16 protein-coding genes are annotated in these 18,077 nt (G+C 65.2%); 4 read left to right on the top strand and 12 right to left on the bottom strand.

Annotation, left to right across the window (positions count from 1 at the left end; all coding sequences use genetic code 11):
• Positions 1 to 29: 29 nt before the first annotated feature.
• Both E2I15_RS03365 and E2I15_RS03360 read right to left on the bottom strand, forming a co-directional pair.
• The gene (locus E2I15_RS03365) at positions 30 to 425 is read right to left on the bottom strand and encodes a RidA family protein (protein WP_155262198.1); all 396 of its coding nucleotides are present in this window, start codon (positions 423 to 425) and stop codon (positions 30 to 32) included.
• Positions 426 to 667: 242 nt separating this feature from the next.
• Positions 668 to 1,894 (bottom strand): CaiB/BaiF CoA transferase family protein, encoded by a 1,227-nt coding sequence (locus tag E2I15_RS03360; RefSeq protein WP_137479804.1) that lies wholly within the window; start codon positions 1,892 to 1,894, stop codon positions 668 to 670.
• Positions 1,895 to 2,008: 114 nt separating this feature from the next.
• On the opposite strand from E2I15_RS03360, the gene E2I15_RS03355 reads away from it, so the two are divergent.
• Entirely contained in the window at positions 2,009 to 2,293 is a 285-nt protein-coding gene (locus tag E2I15_RS03355) for a hypothetical protein (protein WP_137479805.1), read from the top strand.
• An 8-nt stretch (positions 2,294 to 2,301) separates the two neighbouring features.
• Here E2I15_RS03355 and E2I15_RS03350 read toward each other — a convergent pair whose 3' ends face one another.
• The 3 genes from E2I15_RS03350 to nirB are packed head-to-tail and all read right to left on the bottom strand — an operon-like array spanning position 2,302 to position 7,772.
• Positions 2,302 to 4,965 carry a nitrate reductase gene (locus tag E2I15_RS03350; protein ID WP_137479806.1) on the bottom strand — a complete coding sequence of 888 codons (2,664 nt, stop codon included), beginning with the start codon at positions 4,963 to 4,965 and terminating at the stop codon, positions 2,302 to 2,304.
• 21 nt (positions 4,966 to 4,986) lie between these two features.
• A complete protein-coding gene (nirD, locus tag E2I15_RS03345) occupies positions 4,987 to 5,316 on the bottom strand; it encodes a nitrite reductase small subunit NirD (protein WP_137479807.1) in 330 nt (109 codons plus the stop codon).
• Entirely contained in the window at positions 5,313 to 7,772 is a 2,460-nt protein-coding gene (gene nirB / locus E2I15_RS03340) for a nitrite reductase large subunit NirB (protein ID WP_137479808.1), read from the bottom strand. The genes nirD and nirB overlap by 4 nt, the downstream gene beginning before the upstream one ends.
• A gap of 637 nt (positions 7,773 to 8,409) precedes the next feature.
• Here nirB and E2I15_RS03335 point away from each other — a divergent pair.
• Together E2I15_RS03335 and E2I15_RS03330 are read left to right on the top strand one after the other, a co-directional pair.
• Entirely contained in the window at positions 8,410 to 9,669 is a 1,260-nt protein-coding gene (locus E2I15_RS03335) for an MFS transporter (protein ID WP_137479809.1), read from the top strand.
• Between the two features lie 63 nt (positions 9,670 to 9,732).
• The gene (locus E2I15_RS03330) at positions 9,733 to 11,406 is read left to right on the top strand and encodes a bifunctional protein-serine/threonine kinase/phosphatase (RefSeq protein ID WP_170991589.1); all 1,674 of its coding nucleotides are present in this window, start codon (positions 9,733 to 9,735) and stop codon (positions 11,404 to 11,406) included.
• 273 nt (positions 11,407 to 11,679) lie between these two features.
• Here E2I15_RS03330 and E2I15_RS03325 read toward each other — a convergent pair whose 3' ends face one another.
• The 4 genes from E2I15_RS03325 to E2I15_RS03310 all read right to left on the bottom strand — a co-directional run bounded on the left by E2I15_RS03325 (position 11,680) and on the right by E2I15_RS03310 (position 15,297).
• Positions 11,680 to 12,306: a hypothetical protein gene (locus E2I15_RS03325; protein ID WP_225160362.1), complete on the bottom strand. Its 627-nt coding sequence runs from the start codon at positions 12,304 to 12,306 to the stop codon at positions 11,680 to 11,682.
• Positions 12,303 to 12,797 carry a c-type cytochrome gene (locus E2I15_RS03320; RefSeq protein WP_422109855.1) on the bottom strand — a complete coding sequence of 165 codons (495 nt, stop codon included), beginning with the start codon at positions 12,795 to 12,797 and terminating at the stop codon, positions 12,303 to 12,305. Before E2I15_RS03320 ends, E2I15_RS03325 begins: the two co-directional genes overlap by 4 nt.
• 121 nt (positions 12,798 to 12,918) lie before the next feature.
• Entirely contained in the window at positions 12,919 to 14,691 is a 1,773-nt protein-coding gene (locus E2I15_RS03315) for a PQQ-dependent dehydrogenase, methanol/ethanol family (protein WP_240537244.1), read from the bottom strand.
• 135 nt (positions 14,692 to 14,826) lie between these two features.
• Positions 14,827 to 15,297, bottom strand: coding sequence for a copper chaperone PCu(A)C (locus E2I15_RS03310; protein ID WP_338134474.1), 471 nt, complete (start codon positions 15,295 to 15,297; stop codon positions 14,827 to 14,829).
• 127 nt (positions 15,298 to 15,424) lie between these two features.
• On the opposite strand from E2I15_RS03310, the gene E2I15_RS03305 reads away from it, so the two are divergent.
• Complete coding sequence (locus tag E2I15_RS03305; RefSeq protein ID WP_170991590.1) at positions 15,425 to 16,420, top strand: phosphotransferase; 996 nt, start codon at positions 15,425 to 15,427, stop codon at positions 16,418 to 16,420.
• Positions 16,421 to 16,465: 45 nt separating this feature from the next.
• Here the strand turns inward: E2I15_RS03305 and E2I15_RS03300 are convergent, their stop codons facing one another.
• From E2I15_RS03300 to E2I15_RS03290, 3 genes are all read right to left on the bottom strand, one after another.
• Positions 16,466 to 16,648, bottom strand: a complete 183-nt coding sequence (locus tag E2I15_RS03300; protein ID WP_168857061.1) for a hypothetical protein — start codon at positions 16,646 to 16,648, stop codon at positions 16,466 to 16,468.
• A gap of 87 nt (positions 16,649 to 16,735) precedes the next feature.
• A complete protein-coding gene (locus E2I15_RS03295) occupies positions 16,736 to 17,191 on the bottom strand; it encodes a cupin domain-containing protein (protein WP_137479814.1) in 456 nt (151 codons plus the stop codon).
• Between the two features lie 89 nt (positions 17,192 to 17,280).
• A complete protein-coding gene (locus tag E2I15_RS03290; protein ID WP_137479815.1) occupies positions 17,281 to 17,838 on the bottom strand; it encodes a zinc metalloprotease in 558 nt (185 codons plus the stop codon).
• Positions 17,839 to 18,077: the final 239 nt, after the last annotated feature.

Below are 18,077 nucleotides of genomic sequence, written 5' to 3'. Positions count from 1 at the left end.
GACGAGGACGCCGCTGCGGCGCCCTGCCTTTACACCATCGCGATGCAGTCGATCTCGACGTCGAACGGCCCGGTCCATTCCGGGATACAGACGAAGATCCGCGCCGGCGGCTGGTGCGGGAAGTACCTTGCATAGACTGCATTGAAGGTAGTGAAGTGCTTTGCCGAGGTGCAGAACACGTTGCACTTCATCACATTGTCGAGCGTGGCGCCGGCCGCCTCGAGGCATTGCTTGAGCTGCTCCATGACCAGCTCGCTTTGCCGCTCCATCGACGCACCGGCGGCGAACTCGCCGGTCGCGGGATCGAACGGCGGCAGGCCGGAGACGAACACCATGTTGCCGGCGCGGGTCACCGGCGATGCCGGCGCTTTCCAGCGCTCGAGCCAGCTCGATATCGGCTCGACGCGGACCACTTTCCGTTTCATGACTGGCACCTTCGAGAGGGATCGATGGCGCCAATCTAGCAGGCGGGTGTCAATGATGCTTCGATATCGGTCGAAGTGTTATCGAGCGGGCTCCACTGTCTAACCGTCATCCCGAGGAGGCCGCGCAGCGGTCCGTCTCGAAGGATCGACGGGCACCAGCCCGGGCCGTTCATCCTTCGAGACGCGGCCAAGTGGCCGCTCCTCAGGATGACGGAACGGTAGCCCGAAGCCGCGCGGGGGGCCTACAATATTCCCTGCGCCTTCAGCCCCTCGACCTTGGCGTCGTCATAGCCGATGGTCGCCAGGACTTCCTTGGTGTCGGCCCCTAACAGCGGCGGGGCGCGGTATTCGGTGATCGGCGTGCCGGAGAAGGTCAGCGCGTTGCGGATCAGCGACAGGTTCGGCTCGAAGGGATGATCGACCTTCACCCGCATGCCACGCGACTGCACGTGCGGATCGCTGAACACCTGCTCGAAATTGTTGATCGGGCCGGACGGCACGCCCGCCTCCTCGAGCTTCTCCAGCCAGTACGCCACCGGATGCTTCAGGAACAGCCCGGCGAAGATCGCCATGATCTCCTTGCCGTGCACGACGCGGTCGTTGTTCTTGACGAAGCGCTTGTCGCTCGCGAGTTCGGGCTCGCCGAGCACGGCGCAGGTGCGCTGGAACTGGCCGTCATTGCCGACCACCAGCATCAGCTCGCCGTCGGTGCAGCGGAACACGCCGGCCGGCATGCCGCCATTGCCCCAGGTGCCGCGGCGCGGCGGCGTCTTGCCATTGACGAGGTAGATCTGCAGCCAGTGCGACAGCGATGCGATCACCGTGTCGAACAGGCAAACGTCGATATGCTGCCCTTCCCCGTTGTTGGCGTCGCGGTGGTAGAGCGCCGAGAGGATGCCGATCGAGGTGTTCATGCCGGTCATGTAGTCGACGATCGAGGGGCCGACCTTCATCGGGCCCTCGCCAGGCTCGCCGTCGATATGGCCGGTGACGCTCATCAACCCGCCCATCGCCTGCAGGATCGCGTCATAGCCGGCGCGCGGTGCGTAAGGTCCGGTCTGGCCGAAGCCGGTGACCGAGCAATAGATGATGCCGGGGTTGAGCTGCTTGATGGTCTCGTAGTCGAGGCCGTAGCGCTTGAGGTCGCCGACCTTGTAGTTCTCCATCATCACGTCCGCGGTCTTGGCGAGCTCGCGGATGATCGCCTGCCCTTCCGGCTTGGCGATGTTGACGGTGACCGACTTCTTGTTGCGGTTGGCGCAGAGATAGAACGAGTTGTTGTTGTTCTGCTTGCCTTCGGGATCGGTGAGATAAGGCGGGCCGAAGGCGCGGGCGTCGTCGCCGCCGCCGGGCCGCTCGATCTTGATCACCTCGGCGCCGAGATCCGCCAGCATCTGGGCCGACAGCGGGCCTGCGAGCACCCGCGTCAGGTCGAGAATCTTGATGCCCGAGAGTGGCAGAGCCGACATGAACGTTCCTCCAAAGTCTTGCGATATCTTGATTGTGCGGCGCCGGGCCGCTGGCCGGGCGCGCTCAAGCCTGCCGATACACCATTTTGGTGTGACGAGCACTGCATTGTCGGCATGAAGCCATCCCCGGGCGGCTTATGTGCGGCGCACCGGCGGTTTTTTGGCCGGAACCGGCTGCTGACGCTGCTTGCGGTCGCAATGGCGCCGGTGGACGCGCGCGGCGGCCACGGCCATGGCGGCGGGCACGCGATGCATGGCATGCACGTGGGCGGCGCCACTGGCGCCGGCGGTTTTGCCGACGACAAGCGCCACGGCAACGACCCCTACACTAAGGCGGCCTCGGACGAAGAGGACCGCTTGCTCAACAGCAAGCTGAAGAGCATCTGCCGCGGCTGCTAGAGTCTGACCTACGACGCGATCGCCTGCCGCGGCTGCGTGGTGGTGCCGATCAGCTTGCCGATCTCGGGCTTGCAGCCGCCGCAATTGGTGCCGGCCTTCAGGCAGCGGCCGATCGCATCGACGCTGTCGGCGCCCTTCCTGATCTCGGCGGTGATCTGGTGCCGCCCGACGCTGAAGCAGGAGCAGACGATCGGGCCGACATCCTCGCCCGCGCCGAACGGCCGTCCGGCCAGCAGCGACATCCGCGCATTGGCCGACAATTGCTGCTCGGCGAACAGCCCGGTCAGCCAGGCCCGCGACGGCAGCGTGTGATCGGGCGCGATGAACACGCAGCCCTCGAGCCGGCCGTCACGCACCGCCGCGTAGCGGAAGCGGCCCGCGGCCGGATCGCGATAGGCGATCCATTCGATCTCGACACCGTCGAGGCCGAGCTGCGCCCTCGCCCAGTCGCGCCAGCTCTCCGGGCGAGTGTCGAGCGCAAGTTCCAGCCGCGTGCAATCGCCGGCCTTGCCGTAAACCCAGTAGCCGCTTGTCGGCCGCCTGATCGCGTCGCGGCTCAGGATGAAGGCGTGCCATTTCGGCGCGTAACGATCAGCCTTGACCGGCGTGTGCTTGGACTCCGGCTGGCCGGACAGCGGATCCGTCGCCGGATTGACCAGCGCGTTGACGCGTCCCTCGCCGGCGAACTCCGCGTTCCAGTGCATCGGCACAAACACGCAGCCGCGGCGCTGGTCGGCGCTGACCACGACGCGCGCGATCATCTCGCCCCAGCTGCTGGTCAGCCGCGCCAATCCCTCGTTTTGCAGCCCGGCCTGGCGCGCATCCTCGGGGTGAAACTCGGCATAAGGCTCGAACACATGCGACAATAGCCGTCCGGTTTTGCCGGTCCGGGTCATGGTGTGCCACTGATCGCGCACGCGGCCGGTGTTGAGCACCAGCGGAAAGTCGCGGCTGGTGGCGTTGCGCGCCGCGCGCGGCGCGACGGGGACGAAGCGCGCCTTGCGGTCCGGCGTGAAGAATTGCCGGCTCTCGAACATCCGCGGCGTGCCGGCCGGATGCTCCGCGGTCACCGGCCACTGCACCGGCACCAGCGCGTCATAGGCGCCGTCGTCGAGCGCAGCCAGCGCCGAGATGTCGAAATCGCGCCGGCCGCTATTCTCGAAGCCCGACAGTTCGGCGTGCTCGCGGAACACCTCGGCGACCGAGGCATAATCGAAGCCGGAATATCCCATGCGACTGGCGACGTCGCAGATGATGCGCCAGTCGGCACGCCCCTCGCCCGGAGCTGCCAGGAACGGCCGCTGCCGCGAGATCCGGCGCTCGGAATTGGTGACGGTGCCGTCCTTCTCGCCCCACGCCAAGGCCGGCAGCAGCACGTCGGCATGGCGCGTGGTGTCGGTGTCGCGCATGCAATCCGTCACCACGACGAGCTCGCAGGCGTCGAGCGCGGCGCGCGCGCGATCGGCATCGGGCAGGCTCACCACCGGATTGGTCGAGATGATCCACACCGCCTTGATGCGGCCGTCCGCGATGGCGTCGAACATGTCGACCGCCTTCAGCCCGCCCTTCTCCGCGATCACAGGCGCGCGCCAGAACCGCTGCACCAGCTCGCGATGCGCTGAATTCTCGAGCTCCATATGCGCGGCGAGCTGGTTGGCAAGTCCGCCGACCTCGCGGCCGCCCATCGCGTTGGGCTGGCCGGTCAGCGAGAACGGCCCCATGCCGGGACGGCCGATGCGCCCGGTCAACAGATGGCAATTGATGATGGCGTTGACCTTGTCGACGCCGCTCGACGACTGGTTGATGCCTTGCGAATACAGCGTGACGACGCGCTCGGTCCGCGTGAACCAGTCGAAGAATAGCCCGACTGCGCCTTCGGTCAGCCCGCAGGTCGCCGCGGTCTGTGTCACGGTCTGGCCGCCGACTTGCTTGAGCGCGTCGACGACACCCGTCGTGCAATTGCCGACGAAGGCGCGATCGACCGCGTTGCTGCCGGCGAGGAATGCGAACAACCCGTTGAACAGCACGGCATCGCTGCCCGAACGCAGCGGCAGATGCAGATCGGCGCTCTCGCAGGTCGCAGTGCGGCGCGGATCGATCACCACGATCTTGCAGGCCGGGTTGTTCTCCTTTGCCGCCAGCATGCGCTGGTGCAGGATCGGGTGGCACCAGGCGGCGTTGGAGCCGACCAGCACCAGCAGGTCGGCCTGCTCGAGATCCTCGTAGCAGCCCGGCACGGTGTCGCTGCCGAAAGCGCGCTTGTGCCCGGCGACGCTGGACGCCATGCACAGCCGCGAATTGGTGTCGATATTGGCGGTGCCGACGAAGCCCTTCGCGAGCTTGTTGATGACGTAATAGTCCTCGGTCAGGAGCTGGCCGGAGACGTAGAACGCCACCGCGTCGGGCCCGTGCTCGCGGATCACCTTGCTGAAGCCATCGGCGACGCGATCGAGCGCGTCATCCCACGCCGCAGGCGCGCCGTCGACCACAGGTTGGAGCAGTCGCCCGTCGAGATCGATGGTCTCGGCGAGCGCCGAGCCCTTGCTGCAGAGCCGGCCGAAATTGGCCGGATGCTGCTTGTCGCCCTCGACCCGGACGGCGCCTGCCGCGTCCCTCGACGCGATGACGCCACAACCGACACCGCAGTAAGGACACGTGGTCTTGACGGACATGGCTGGCCGATCCCTGCCCGCTCAGCTCATCGCAGCCGCCTGCCGCACCGACAGCCAGACCACGCCGTTCTCGACCTTGGCCGGATGAGTATGCGTGCAGCCCTCGTCGGGCGCCACCGCCCGGCCGCTGGCCAGCTCGATGACAAAATTATGCAGCGGACAGGTCACGCGCTTGTTGTGCACGATGCCCTGCGACAGCGGCCCGCCCTTGTGCGGGCAGCGGTCGTCGAGCGCGAACACCTCGTCGCTTTCGGTGCGGAACACCGCGATGTTGCCGCCCGGCGTGCGCACCACGCGCGAGCCGAGCCGCGGAATGTCGTCGAGCGATCCGATTTCGATCCAGCTGGTCATGCGAGCTCCAATTCGGCGAGAGGCGCGAACTCGTTGCGGTCCACGCCGCGGCTGGCGCGTTCGGCCCACGGATCGGTCTGTGCGAATTGCTGCGAATGGGCAAAGCGGGCGAACAGCGCCTTGCGGTTCTTGACGTCGTCGACCACGCGCTTCCTGATCTGCTCGAGACCGACGCGGTCGCACCATTTGTACATGCGCTCGAGATACCAGCCCTCCTCGCGGTAGAGCTGGGTCAGCGCCACGATCACCTCGAGGCATTCGTCCTCGGTCTCGACCTTGGTCAGGAACTCGGTGCCCTTGATGTGCAAGCCCGCGGCGCCGGCGAAATGGATCTCGTAACCGGAATCGACGCAGACCACGCCGACGTCCTTGCAGGTCGCCTCCGCGCAGTTGCGCGGGCAGCCGGAGACGCCGAGCTTGACCTTGGCCGGCGTCCACGAGCCCCACATGAACTTCTCGAGCTTGACGCCGAGGCCCGTGGAATCCTGGGTGCCGAAGCGGCACCATTCGGAGCCGACGCAGGTCTTCACCGTGCGCAGGCCCTTGGCGTAGGCGTGGCCCGACACCATGCCGGCGTCGTTGAGGTCGGCCCACACCGCCGGCAGGTCCTCCTTCTTGACGCCGAGCAGATCGATGCGCTGGCCGCCGGTGACCTTCACCGTCGGGATGTTGAACTTCTCGGCGACATCGGCGATCGCGCGCAGCTCGCTCGGCGTCGTGACGCCGCCCCACATCCGCGGCACCACCGAATAGGTGCCGTCCTTCTGGATGTTGGCGTGGACGCGCTCGTTGATGAAGCGCGACTGCTGGTCGTCGCGATATTCGCCGGGCCATGTCGCGAGCAGATAGTAGTTCAGCGCCGGACGGCAGGAGTGGCAGCCGTTCAGGGTCTTCCACTCCATGAAGCGCATGACCGCGGGAATGGTCTTGAGCTGCTGCTCGACGATGACGCGGCGAACGTCGTCGTGGCTGTGATCGGTGCATTTGCACAGCGGCTTGACCTTCGGTGCCGCCGAATAGTCGCCGCCGAGCGTGAACGCCAGCACCTGCTCGACGAGGCCGGTGCAGGAGCCGCAGGACGACGACGCCTTGGTGTGGGCGCGGACGTCGTCGAGCGTGAACAGCTTCTTCTCGCTGATCGCCTTGACGATGGCACCCTTGCAGACGCCGTTGCAGCCGCAGATCTCGGTCTCGTCGCTCATCGCGGCAACCGAGCTCTGGCCGCTGACGCCGCCATCGCCGAGATTGGCGGCGCCGAATACCAGGCGCTCGCGCATATGCGAGACGTCGGTGCCGTCGCGCAGATGCTGGAAGTACCAGGGGCCATCGATGGTGTCGCCATAGAGCACGGCGCCGACGATCTTCTTGTCCTTCAAGATGATGCGCTTGTAGACGCCGCGGTTGGCGTCCTGCAGCACGATCTCCTCCTTGTCCGGCCCCGGCGCGAAGTCGCCCGCCGAGAACAGGTCGATGCCGGTGACCTTCAGCTTGGTCGAGGTGACCGAGCCGTCGTAGGTGGCAAAACCCTTCATCGCGAGGTGGTTGGCGCAGACCTTGGCCTGGTCGAACAGCGGCGCGACGAGACCGTAGGTCTGGCGGCGATGCTGCACGCACTCGCCGACCGCATAGATGCGGCCGTCATAGGTCTGCATGGTGTCGGAAACGACGATGCCGCGCTCGCAATAGAGCCCGGCCTTCTTGGCGAGCTCGAAGTTCGGACGAATGCCGACCGCCATCACCACGAGATCGGCCGGCAGCTCGGTGCCATCGCCGAAGCGCACGCCGGTGACGCGGTCCTCGCCCAGGATCGCCTGCGTTTGTGCGGGCATCTTGAACACCATGCCGCGCTCTTCCAGCGACTTGCGCAACAGACCGCCGGCCACCGGATCGAGCTGACGCTCCATCAGCGTGTCGAGCAGATGCACGACCGTGACATTCATACCGCGCTTCATCAGCCCGTTGGCGGCTTCGAGGCCCAAGAGGCCGCCGCCGATCACGACGGCATTGCGATAGTCGGTCGAGGCCTTGATCATGCGATCGACGTCATAGATGTCGCGGAAGCCGATCACGCCCGGCAGGTCCTTGCCCGGCAGCGGCAGCATGATCGGATTTGAGCCCGTCGCGATCAGCAAGCGGTCGTAGGGCACCCGCTCGCCGGCCTCGGTGACGACCTCGCAGGTGCGACGGTCGATCATGGTGATCGTCTCGCCCTTGCGCAGCGTGATGTTGTTGTCCTCGTACCAATCGACGGTGTTGAGCATGATGTCGTCGACGGTCTTCTCGCCGGCGAGCACCGGCGACAGCAGGATCCGGTTGTAATTGCCGTAGGGCTCGGAGCCGAACACCGTAATGTCGTAGAGATCAGGCGCGCGTTCGAGCAGCGCTTCGACCGTGCGGATGCCGGCCATCCCGTTGCCGATCACCACCAGCTTTTGCTTGATCACCTTGTCGAGCATGGTCTGCCTTTCAATTCCGACGGCATTGCCCAGCGACGCAGCGCGCGCCGTTGATCGACACCGATAAAGGTTTGGAGTTGTAGGAAGCCCAGCCGCGGGCGCAGACCGTCGTCGATGACGATCGATGTTCCGTTACCAGTTGACATTCAAAACTCGTGCCAACCCGCGGCGGACGAATTCGGCTGCAGAATCAACAGGTTTCCGGCCAACCAAAATTCGCCGGTCGGCGCGCCGCGCCGACAGCCGGCCGAAATTTTAGCCACGTCGATGATCTCTTGTGCATCACAGCATCGCCGGCCGCGGTGGTGATCGCGACGTCGCATTTGATGCGCGATCGCACGGACTTGGCGCATCGCACAAAAAAGCACCAGCGTGCGCGTTTGCGCGGCGGCACTTGCCGCAAGCCACGCCACGCGCGGCGGCGGAACGCGGTTCGCGATTGCGCGGCAACGCCTTGCGACTGCACGGCAAAGCGACGCGACCCGATCGATGGCACGGTAATTGCTGACCCCCGCTGTTGACGGAGTGCGTCTCAACGACGAGCGCGCTCAGCATTCACCCACATTCCATTTGTCAGCGCCTGAGACGGCCGCGCCTTGTGCGGCTGCCTCCGCCGCATCAACGCGAGATGCTTGCGATGAAGCTAGCCGAGTTCAAGAAGGCAGGTCACTGGCCGACACTGCTTGCCGCGTTCCTGTACTTCGACATTAGTTTCATGGCGTGGGTCGCGCTTGGACCGCTGATCGTCTACATCGCGCGCGACATGAATCTGGCGGTGAACGAAAAGTTCACCCTGGTTGCCATTCCCGTGCTCGCCGGCGCGCTGCTGCGCGTGCCGTTGGGCATTCTCGCCGACATCATCGGCGCCAAGCGCACCGGCATCATCGCCCAGCTCGTGGTGATCGCCGCGACCGCGGCGGTGTGGCATTTCGGGCTGACCAGCAAGCTCGCGATCGAGCTGTTCGGGCTTGCGCTCGGCGTCGGCGGCGCGTCGTTTGCCGTCGCCCTGCCCCAGGCAAGCCGCTGGTATCCGCCGCAATATCAGGGCGTGGTGATGGGCATCGCCGGTGCCGGCAATATGGGCGTCGTGCTCGACACGCTGCTCGCGCCGACCATTGCCGAACATTGGGGCTGGCAAGCCGTGTTCGGCTGCCTGCTGATTCCGATGCTGATGGTGCTCGCCTATTACGCGTTCGCGGCCAAGGACGCGCCGGGCGAGCGCAAGAAGGTCTCGCTGCAGGCCTACGGCGCACTGCTGAAGGATTCCGACAGCCGCTGGTTCATGTTCTTCTACTTCATCACCTTCGGCGGCTTCGTTGGCCTCGCCAACGCGCTGCCGCTCTATTTCACCGTGCAGTATCATGTCTCCGGCGTCGCGGCCGGCATGCTCGTCGCGCTGATCGTCGCGTTCGGCTCGGGGTTCCGTCCCGTCGGCGGCATGATCGCCGACCGCATCGGCGGCATTCGTTCGCTGTCGATCCTGTTCGGTGTCGTGGTCGCCGCATATCTCGTCATCGCCTTCATGCCGGAGGGCCCGACGGCGCCGACGCAGGCCGGCTGGGCGTTGACCGAGCTACCGCGCATTGCCTGGATCTCGGTACTGCTGTTCTCGATCGGCGTGCTGGCGCTCGGCATGGGCAACGGCGCGGTGTTCCAGCTGATCCCGCTGCGCTTCCGTCACGAGATCGGCCTGATGACCGGGCTGGTCGGCTGCGCCGGCGGCGTCGGTGGCTTCTTCCTCGCCCAGACGCTCGGCGCCGCCAAGGGCATGACCGGCGGCTTCGGCGCCGGCTTCCTGTTCTTCGGCGGGCTGGCGTTGCTTGGCTTCATCGGACTTGCCATGGTCAAGGTCCGCTGGCGCACCACCTGGGGCGCGGTATCGGGAGCGCGCGTCTGAGGACTCCGCTCCGCAACATGACGGGGCCCGGACGTGGCGAACGGTTCGCAACGGGACTTGGGGGTGCGCGTCGGCTTCGCCAGCGAGACCGGCAAGCGCGCCGCCAATGAGGACTATGTCGCGGCCTGCCTTGGCCCGCCGGGCGCGGTTCACCGCGACGTCGTCGCCGCGGTCGCCGACGGTGTCGGCGGCCACAAGGGCGGACGCGAGGCCGCGGAGGTCGCGGTCCGCAGCTTCATCGACGCCTATTATTCGCTGCCCGAGACGCTCGGCGTCCGCCGCCGCGCCGCACGGGCGCTGGAAGCCGCCAACAACTGGATCTACGGCCAGGGCCGTGTCGATGCCGCGCGCAGCGGCATGGCCTGCGCGTTCTCCTCGATCATCCTGTCGCGGCGGCAATGTCATGTGATCCATATCGGCGACACCCGTGCCTATCGCCTGAGCGACGGCCGGCTGGAACGGCTGACGCAGGACCATATCGCCGGCTGCGGCGACCTCGCCCACATGCTGAACCGGGCCATCGGTTTCGAGGAATTCGCCCGCTTCGACTACACGTCCCTCGGGCTCCGGCAACATGATCGCCTCCTGATCTGCAGCGACGGGGTTCACGGCGCGCTCGGCGATGCCCGCCTCCAGCAATTGCTGGAGGAGCGTACGCCGCCGGACGAGTCCGCGCGCAGCATCGTCGATGCCGCCCTCGCGGCCGGCAGCAGCGACAACACGACCGCGCTGGTGCTCGACATCGTCGACCTGCCGCCGGCGGATCGCGACGATCTTACCCACGCGATCGCGACGCTGCCAATCCTCGATCTGCCGGTGACCGGCGATACGATCGACGATTTCAGCCTCGGCGACGTCTTGTCCGACGGACGCTACAGCCGCCTGTTCAAGGCGACCGACAAGCGCGCCCGCCGCGAAGTGGTGCTGAAATTTCCGCATCCGCGGGTCGCGAGCGAGGGCTCCTACCGCCTCGCCTTCGTGCGCGAGGCCTGGGTCGCCGCGCGCGTGCGCAGCCTCTGGATCGGCGAAATCATCGAGGTGCCGGCCGAGCGGCAGACCAGGCTCTATTCGGCAATGCCGCTCTACGAGGGCGAAACGCTGGAGCAGCGGCTTGGCCGCGCGCCGCGGCTGTCGCTCACCGACGGCATCGCGATCGCAACCAAGCTGGTGCGCGCGGTCACGGCGCTGCACCGCGCCGGCATCATTCATCGCGACATCAAGCCCGACAACGTGATCCTGCTGAAGGACGGCGGGTTGCGCCTCATCGACCTCGGCGTCGCGCGCGTGCCGCTGCTCGAGGATTTTCCCGCCGAGGACATTCCGGGCACCGCGAGCTACATGGCGCCCGAGCTGTTCGGCGGCAAGGCCGGCGACGAAGCCTCCGATCTGTTCGCGCTCGGCGTCACCGTCTACCGCATGTTCACCGCGAACTATCCGTTCGGCGAGATCGAGCCGTTCTCGCGGCCGCGCTTCGGCAAGCCGGCGCCGCTGTCGCGCTACCGGCCGGACCTGCCGGCCTGGCTCGACGCGGTGATCGGCAAGGCGCTCAGCGCCGACCCGGCGCAACGCTTCGGCGATGCCATCGAGTTCGCGCACGAACTGGAAAACGGCGCAACCTGGGCCGGCCCCGCCGTCACGACCCGCAAATCGCTGCACGACCGCGATCCCGTGACCTTCTGGAAGGTGCTGTGCGCGATCCTGGCCCTGATCATCGTGGTGCTGCTGGCGCGGCACTGAGCATTGATGAGATCAAGTTGAAGACCGCCTGTACTCACTCTCCCCGTTCTTACGGGGTCGAGACAAGCGAAGCTTGCTCTTGGAGGGTCGAGATGAGAGGCCGTCTCTCGCGTATTCGGAGATAGCTGCGTTTGCGGACGCTCCCCCTCACCCGGAACGCATCTAACGATGCGTTATAGCCGAAGCTCTCGCTTCGGTGTTCTTGAGAACGGCCGCCGAAGGCGGCCTATGCCTCTCCCCGCACGCGGGGCGAGGTGAAGCGGAGTTTGCAGCTCAAGACCCGGCACGGCGAATCGTGATCCGGGTCTCGTCGGTCATGTCCTTGAGCTCCTTGTTCGGCTCGCGATAGAGATGACGTTCGATCTCGACCGTGCGGCCGTCGATGGTCTTGGTGCATTTCTCGTCGACAAATACGCCGCCAACCTCCTGCTTGTCGGCGCCCGGCTGTGCCTTCGAACAGGTCCAGCCGTCCTCGCCATAGCGCGACCTCGCCTGAAGGCCGAGCAGGAAGGCCTTCTTGCGCAGATAGAGCCGCGCCTTCGGATCGGTCTCGATCATCAGCGCCGCGATCTTGGCGTCCTTGTCGATCATGACGGTCAGGATCGCGGGATGGCCGCCGACCATGGTGCCTTCCCGCCCGCTCTCGCGATCGTACTCGAAGCGGATGCCGCGCAGCTGGTCCGGTCCGGCCTGGCAAGCCTGCCACTGCGCCCAATCAGCCAATCTGTGGGTCTTCTCGCCGACGCAGGTCAGGTTGATGTAGCCCGCGTCCGGCACGCTGCTGATCGTCATTCCGACGCTGATGTCGCGCAGGTCCCCCGCGGTCGCCATCGCCGGTACCGCTGCCGTGACGGTGACAGCGAAGACCAAGCCACGGATTGCCGATCCTTGTTTGCTCATGGCTTTGCCTTCTCGCTCTGGTCGGACGGCACGGCGGCGTGGCCAGCCTCCTTATAGATGTTGCAGACCCGCGAGCCATCACCGAAGAACGCGATGCATTCATCGTAGGTCGGCTCGCCCTTGCCCTTGACACGGGCGAGCACATAATCGGCGACGGCCTCGATCTCGCTCGGCCGCAGGAACACATTCGCCTCGGGCGGCATGCGGTCCGCGACGTCCTGCCGGGTCATCTCGTAGCATTTCGTGGTGTCGTAGGAGCCGCGCACGAAGAACGGCATGCCGGTGCCCGGCCTGCCGCACGTCACGGTCTCGATGATCTGCTCGCGGGTCAGCTCGGTCTTGCGCAGCGACAGCGCGTCGCCGCCATAGCCGCCGCCACCATTGCCATGCCATTTGTGGCAGCCGACACAATTGCCGCGGTTGAACACCGCCTTGCCCGCATCGGTCGGATCGTTCGCCGACTGCGCTTGCGCGGTACCGATAAATCCCATCACCAGCGCGCAGCCGAGCCACGCGCCAATCAGCGATATTTTTTTCATTTGTCTTGTTTCTTGACTTTCCCGGCCAAATCGACGCGGGAGGCTTCTCACCGAGGCCTCCCGCGCTGCGACGTCAAAGGGCGAACACGTAGAGCATCGAGCCCGGCTGCATCCGCTTCAGCTCGGGCGTGGCATCGATGAACCACTTGTCCCAGGCACCGCCGAGGCCGACCAGGATCGCGACATACTGCTTGCCGTCCACCGAAAACGTCATCGGGGGCGCGTTGACGCCGCCACCGGTGTTGAACTGCCAGAGCTGCTGCAGCGATTTCGCGTCATAGGCGATCACCTCGCCGGACGGCTGTCCGGAGAACACCAGGTCGGGCGTTGCCAGGATGCCGCCGAGGTTCGGGAATTCGGTCTCGGCCTTCCCTGCCACCTTGCCGGTGGTGACGTCGATCGCGGTGACGCTGCCGGTGATCTTGACCGGCTGGCTCGGCCCGCCGCCCGTGAAGAACTCGCGCTTCTTCAACTTGTCCGGCGTCGTCTCCTCGACCGTGATCCGGTTGCAGCTCTCGATCACCGGGATGTACCAGAGCTTCAGGTTCGGATTATACGCGGTCGGCGGCCAGTTCTTGCCGCCCATGTTGCCGGGGCAGATGTCCGTCACCTTGTTGGTCCGGCTTGGCGTCACCGCGGCGTTGTAGCGCTGCACGCCCTGCTTCGGATCATACTCCACCGGCTTGCCGGATTCGGGATCGAGACCCTTGGTCCAGGTCACCTTCTTGACGAACGGCAGACCCCAGATGAATTTGCCGCTGTTACGGTCGATCGCATAGGCAAAGCCGTTGCGGTCGGCCTCGAGCGCGAGCTTCTGCGTCGTGTTGTTCGGACCGGGGACGTCGACCAGCACGTTCTCCGCCACGCTGTCATAGTCGTAGGGATCGTTCGGCGTGTGCTGGTAGTGCCACTTGATCTTGCCGGTGTCGGCATCGAGACCAAGCGAGGAGTCGGTGTAGAGGTTGTCGCCGGGTCGATACTCGTTGTCCCAGTCCGGTCCGGGATTGCCGACGCCCCAGACGATGGTGTTGGTCGAGGGGTCGAAGCTGCCGGTGACCCAGGTCGATCCGCCGCCGCTCGCCTTGGCGTCCTTGTCGTCCTTCCAGGTCTCGTGACCGGCCTCGTCCTTGCCCGGGATGGTGTGGGTGCGCCACACTTCCTTCTGGCTCTTCAGGTCGGTCGCGGCGATCCAGCCGCGAATGCCGTATTCGGCGCCGGCTACGCCCGTGATCGCCATGTCCTTGACGATCAGCGGTGCGCCGGTGATCACCTCACCCTTGTCGGGATCGGCGACCTGGCGCTGCCAGGCGACCTGCCCGGTCTCCTTGTTGGTCGCGATCAGGCGGCCGTCGAGCGTGTGCGAGACGACGAGGTTGCCCCACAATGCGACGCCGCGGTTGTCGACGCCGCAGCAGGCGACCGCGCCGGCCCAGTCGTGGTCGGTCTTCGGATCCATCTTCCAGAGCAGCACGCCTTTGCCGCCATGCGCATCGATCTTGTAGACCGACCCCCAGCCGTCGGTGACGTACATGAATCCGTTCTCGACGATCGGCGTTCCCTCCAGGCCGCCATGCGACCAGATTCCACCGCCCTCGACGCCGCCGAGATGCATGGTCCAGGCGACCTTGAGGTTCTTGACGTTGTCCTTGTTGATATCCGCCAGCGACGAGAAGCGCGTCGCCGAATAGTTCTTGTGGTGGTGCAGCCAGTTGCCTGCTTCCTTGTCAGCATTGAGCAGACGGTCCTGGCTGACATCGTCGGCGAGCGCGAAAGAGCCCGCGAAGGTCGCTGCGGATGCTACTGCCGCGGCGAGCATATGCGACTTTACCCAATTCAACCTTGTCATGAGTTCATTTCCTCCGGATCTAGCATTCTTCATTGATCGAACCGCCCGTCACACACGGGCGATCACGCGAGAAGCCTTGAGTCCCGGCGCATGGCTGTGCACCACCCGCCGCCTTCTTGAGTCACTTATGTGAGGTCACTTCTGGACCTGTACCTCCGTCTCGATGGTGCCTGCTTTCTGAAAAACGATCGCGCATTTGAACGTCTCGCCCGGCGTGAGCGCCTGACGCATCTGCAGCAGCATGACGTGATAACCGTCACGCTTCAGCTCGAGCATTGCCTTTGCCGGCACTGGTATACTGGATATCGAGCGCATCGCTGGTGCGCCTTCGCCGCGATCCACAGTATGACGCTCAGAAAAATTCGCAACCGGGCAGCGGACACGAAGCAGCGCATCGGCGCTGTCGGCCTCGTTCTTGATCGTCATGGTCAACGGAAGGTCCCCGCCCGCTTTGTCGACCGCCGGCACGCGCGCGTCCATAACCTGCAAGGACTCGTTCGCGGTGGCGTTATGCACCACTCCGAACGTGCTGATCAGGCAGAATAATGGCAACGCGATCCATGATCGGCACGCAACGGCGCAATGCAACCCCCGCTCGAACGACATCAATTTCTCTCCCAACATGATTTTTGCGGCATTGTTTCACGCTTCGTCGTGCGCTTCCAGCAATAGATCGCGAACGCTGCATCAACGCGATTTCGGCGCGCATAGCGGCCATGCTAACTTCTTGCGCATGAGTGCTCTCGATAAACTTCCGCCGGCAGAGCGCGACGCAGCACATGCCGCACTGCGCCAGGTGATCGGCACCGCAGCGATCGACGCCGTCACATCCGTTTCGGGCGGCGCAACGTCGGCGCGATTGTTCCGGATCGATGCACGCGGCGAGAATTATTTGCTCCGAATCGAAGGAATGCCGAGCCCGCTGCGCAATCCGTTTCAATATGTGTCGCTCAGGATCGCGGCCGAGGCCGGCATCGCGCCGCGACTCCATTATGTCGACGAGGCCTCGCGCGTCGCGGTGATGGATTTTGTGCAGCGGCAGCCGCTCGGCCGCTATCCCGGCGGCCTGCCGGCGCTGGCGAAGGCGCTCGGCGAATTGCTGACGCGCCTGCAGGCGACGCCGACCTTTCCCGCTTTCGCGCGCTACCCCGACATCGTGGCCCGGCTCTGGGCCCATGTCGGCCGCACTGGCCTGTTCGCGCCCGGCGTGCTTGAGCGCTGCAACGAGCATCTCACGCGCATCCGCGCGGCCTATGCCTGGGACGAGGCCAACTCGGTGTCGAGCCACAACGACTCGCTCCCCGCCAACATCCTGTTCGACGGCAACAGGCTCTGGATGATCGACTGGGAGTCCGCCTATCGCACCGATCCGCTGGTCGACCTTGCGATTGTCGGCGACAGCCTGCCGCGCACGCCGGAGCTGGAAAGCATTTTGCATCGTGCCTGGCTCGGCCGCCCGCTCGACGAGGCGCTGCGTGCACGGCTCGCACATGTCCGCGCACTCACCCGGCTCTACTACGCCGGCGTGCTGCTCAGCGCATCGGCGACGGCGCCGCGCACCGCACCCGACACGAGCCTTGCAGCACCGACGCTTGCCGAGCTCGCGGAGGCCACACGCGCCGGCCGGCTCAAGGCCGGCACGCCGGCAGCCAAGCACGTGCTGGGCAAGATGTTCGTCGCCTCGTTCCTGACCGAGGTCGCGACGCCCGGCTTCGATCTTTCGGTCTGACGTTCAACCCGGCGGATCGAACGTTGACGGAAACTGCGGCGCAGCTCACTGCGGCACCGGGTGCAGCCTTGCGAGTTGGTCGAGCGACAATTCGGCCTCGCGATCGCTCAGGGGAAAACGCACAATCACGTCCTGACGCGCGAGCTGGCCCCACAGTGCGTCCGACGACCATTTCTGCGGCTCGGGTCCGCGCGGACCGTCGACCCAGATGAAATACCATTCCGCCATCGACGCGACCAAAGCTCCTCGCCGGAACATTGGTCCTTCGCCGGCCAATCCGCAACACCCGATTTCGTGCGCGGCGCGGCAGGTGGGCTATTCGTACGGCGTCCCGTCCTTGTGCAGGAAGCGGCCGTCGGAGCTCGGGCTCATCATGTCGATGTCGGAGCAGGTGATGAGGTCGGCGTGCGAGCGCGAGCCGACCTCGAGATAGGTCGCCGTCATCTGCGACCTGTTGATCAGATGATGCCCGTTGCCGGAATTTTTCGGAAACGCCGCGCAATCGCCGACCCGCAGCACCGTCTCGCCGCCGTCTTCCACCAGCACCACTTCGCCCGCGAGCACATAGACGAACTCGTCCTCATCCGAATGCCAGTGGCGCTGGCTCGACCAGTTGCCGGGCGGCAGCCGCATCAGGTTGACGCCGAAGTCGGCGAGCCCGCCGGCATCTCCGAGACGCTGCCGCACCCGCTCGGCGGACGGCGCGGCGAACTCCGCCGGATAGCCGGTGCCCTTGCGTTCCGGCGCGTTTGCAAGGTCGATCCTGGGCATGGCGTCTCTCCGGGGCGATGGCAGGCGAACGATCGCTCGGGCCGGCTGCAATCCGTTTCATGGAAGGCGGCAGCAAGGAGGTTCCGAGGTCAGCCGCCAAATCGCTTCACCAGTTTTGAACTTTTGGCCGTGCTGATCTGCTGACCGGTCAAATCGCTTCCCACGCTCAATCCCTTCGTCATCAAGTTGCTGCGCAGGGCGGCCTGCTTCTCATCGGCGTAATCTACGTCGACGTGGTCGAGACTCATCAAATGCCCAAGTTCATGGGCCCACGCGCGTCCGTTGGCAAAGTCATTGCCATACCATTGGACAAAGCTTGCCGGCTCGGGATCGCTATGAAGATATGAGCCGCCACCGGCCGAGAGATTGACAATCGGATTGACGAGATAGATGTGGACCGCATTGTCGGGAGCATGCCGGAGACTGAGAACATCCAGCACGCGCTGATCATTGTTGCGTGCGCTCTTCGCCATATCGAGCGGTTTGTCTTCCACATAATCATTGATCACGAACGCGATCTTGGCCTTCGCCCAGATCTTATTGACCACATCCAGTGCCTTCTTGGCGGCCTCGCCACTCCATTTTTGAGGCTCGGCGACACCTTTCTCGGCAAATGGCGTGATGTAGATTTTCAGCGGAATTGACATGTGCGTCTCCAACGCCAGAGATTTCCACGACACCTGCGGTGGGCATCCAAACGTCGACGGCCAGATCCCGAGGACGCAGATGTCGATTCTTTCGGGACTCGCACGTCTCAGCTCGAACGGATCGGGGTTGCTTCCAGATAGACGCAGTTCGCGCTCCTATGGAAGAGGCCCGCGGCTGCGACAAACGGCCGAGACGTACGGGCTGAACCTTGTCGATGCCACCGAGACTAACGACGCGG

This window comes from Bradyrhizobium sp. BR2003 (assembly GCF_009720285.1).
GTDB lineage: Bacteria > Pseudomonadota > Alphaproteobacteria > Rhizobiales > Xanthobacteraceae > Bradyrhizobium > Bradyrhizobium elkanii.
Note: the sequence above shows the minus strand (reverse complement) of the source record. Positions and strands in the feature narration are given on the sequence as shown.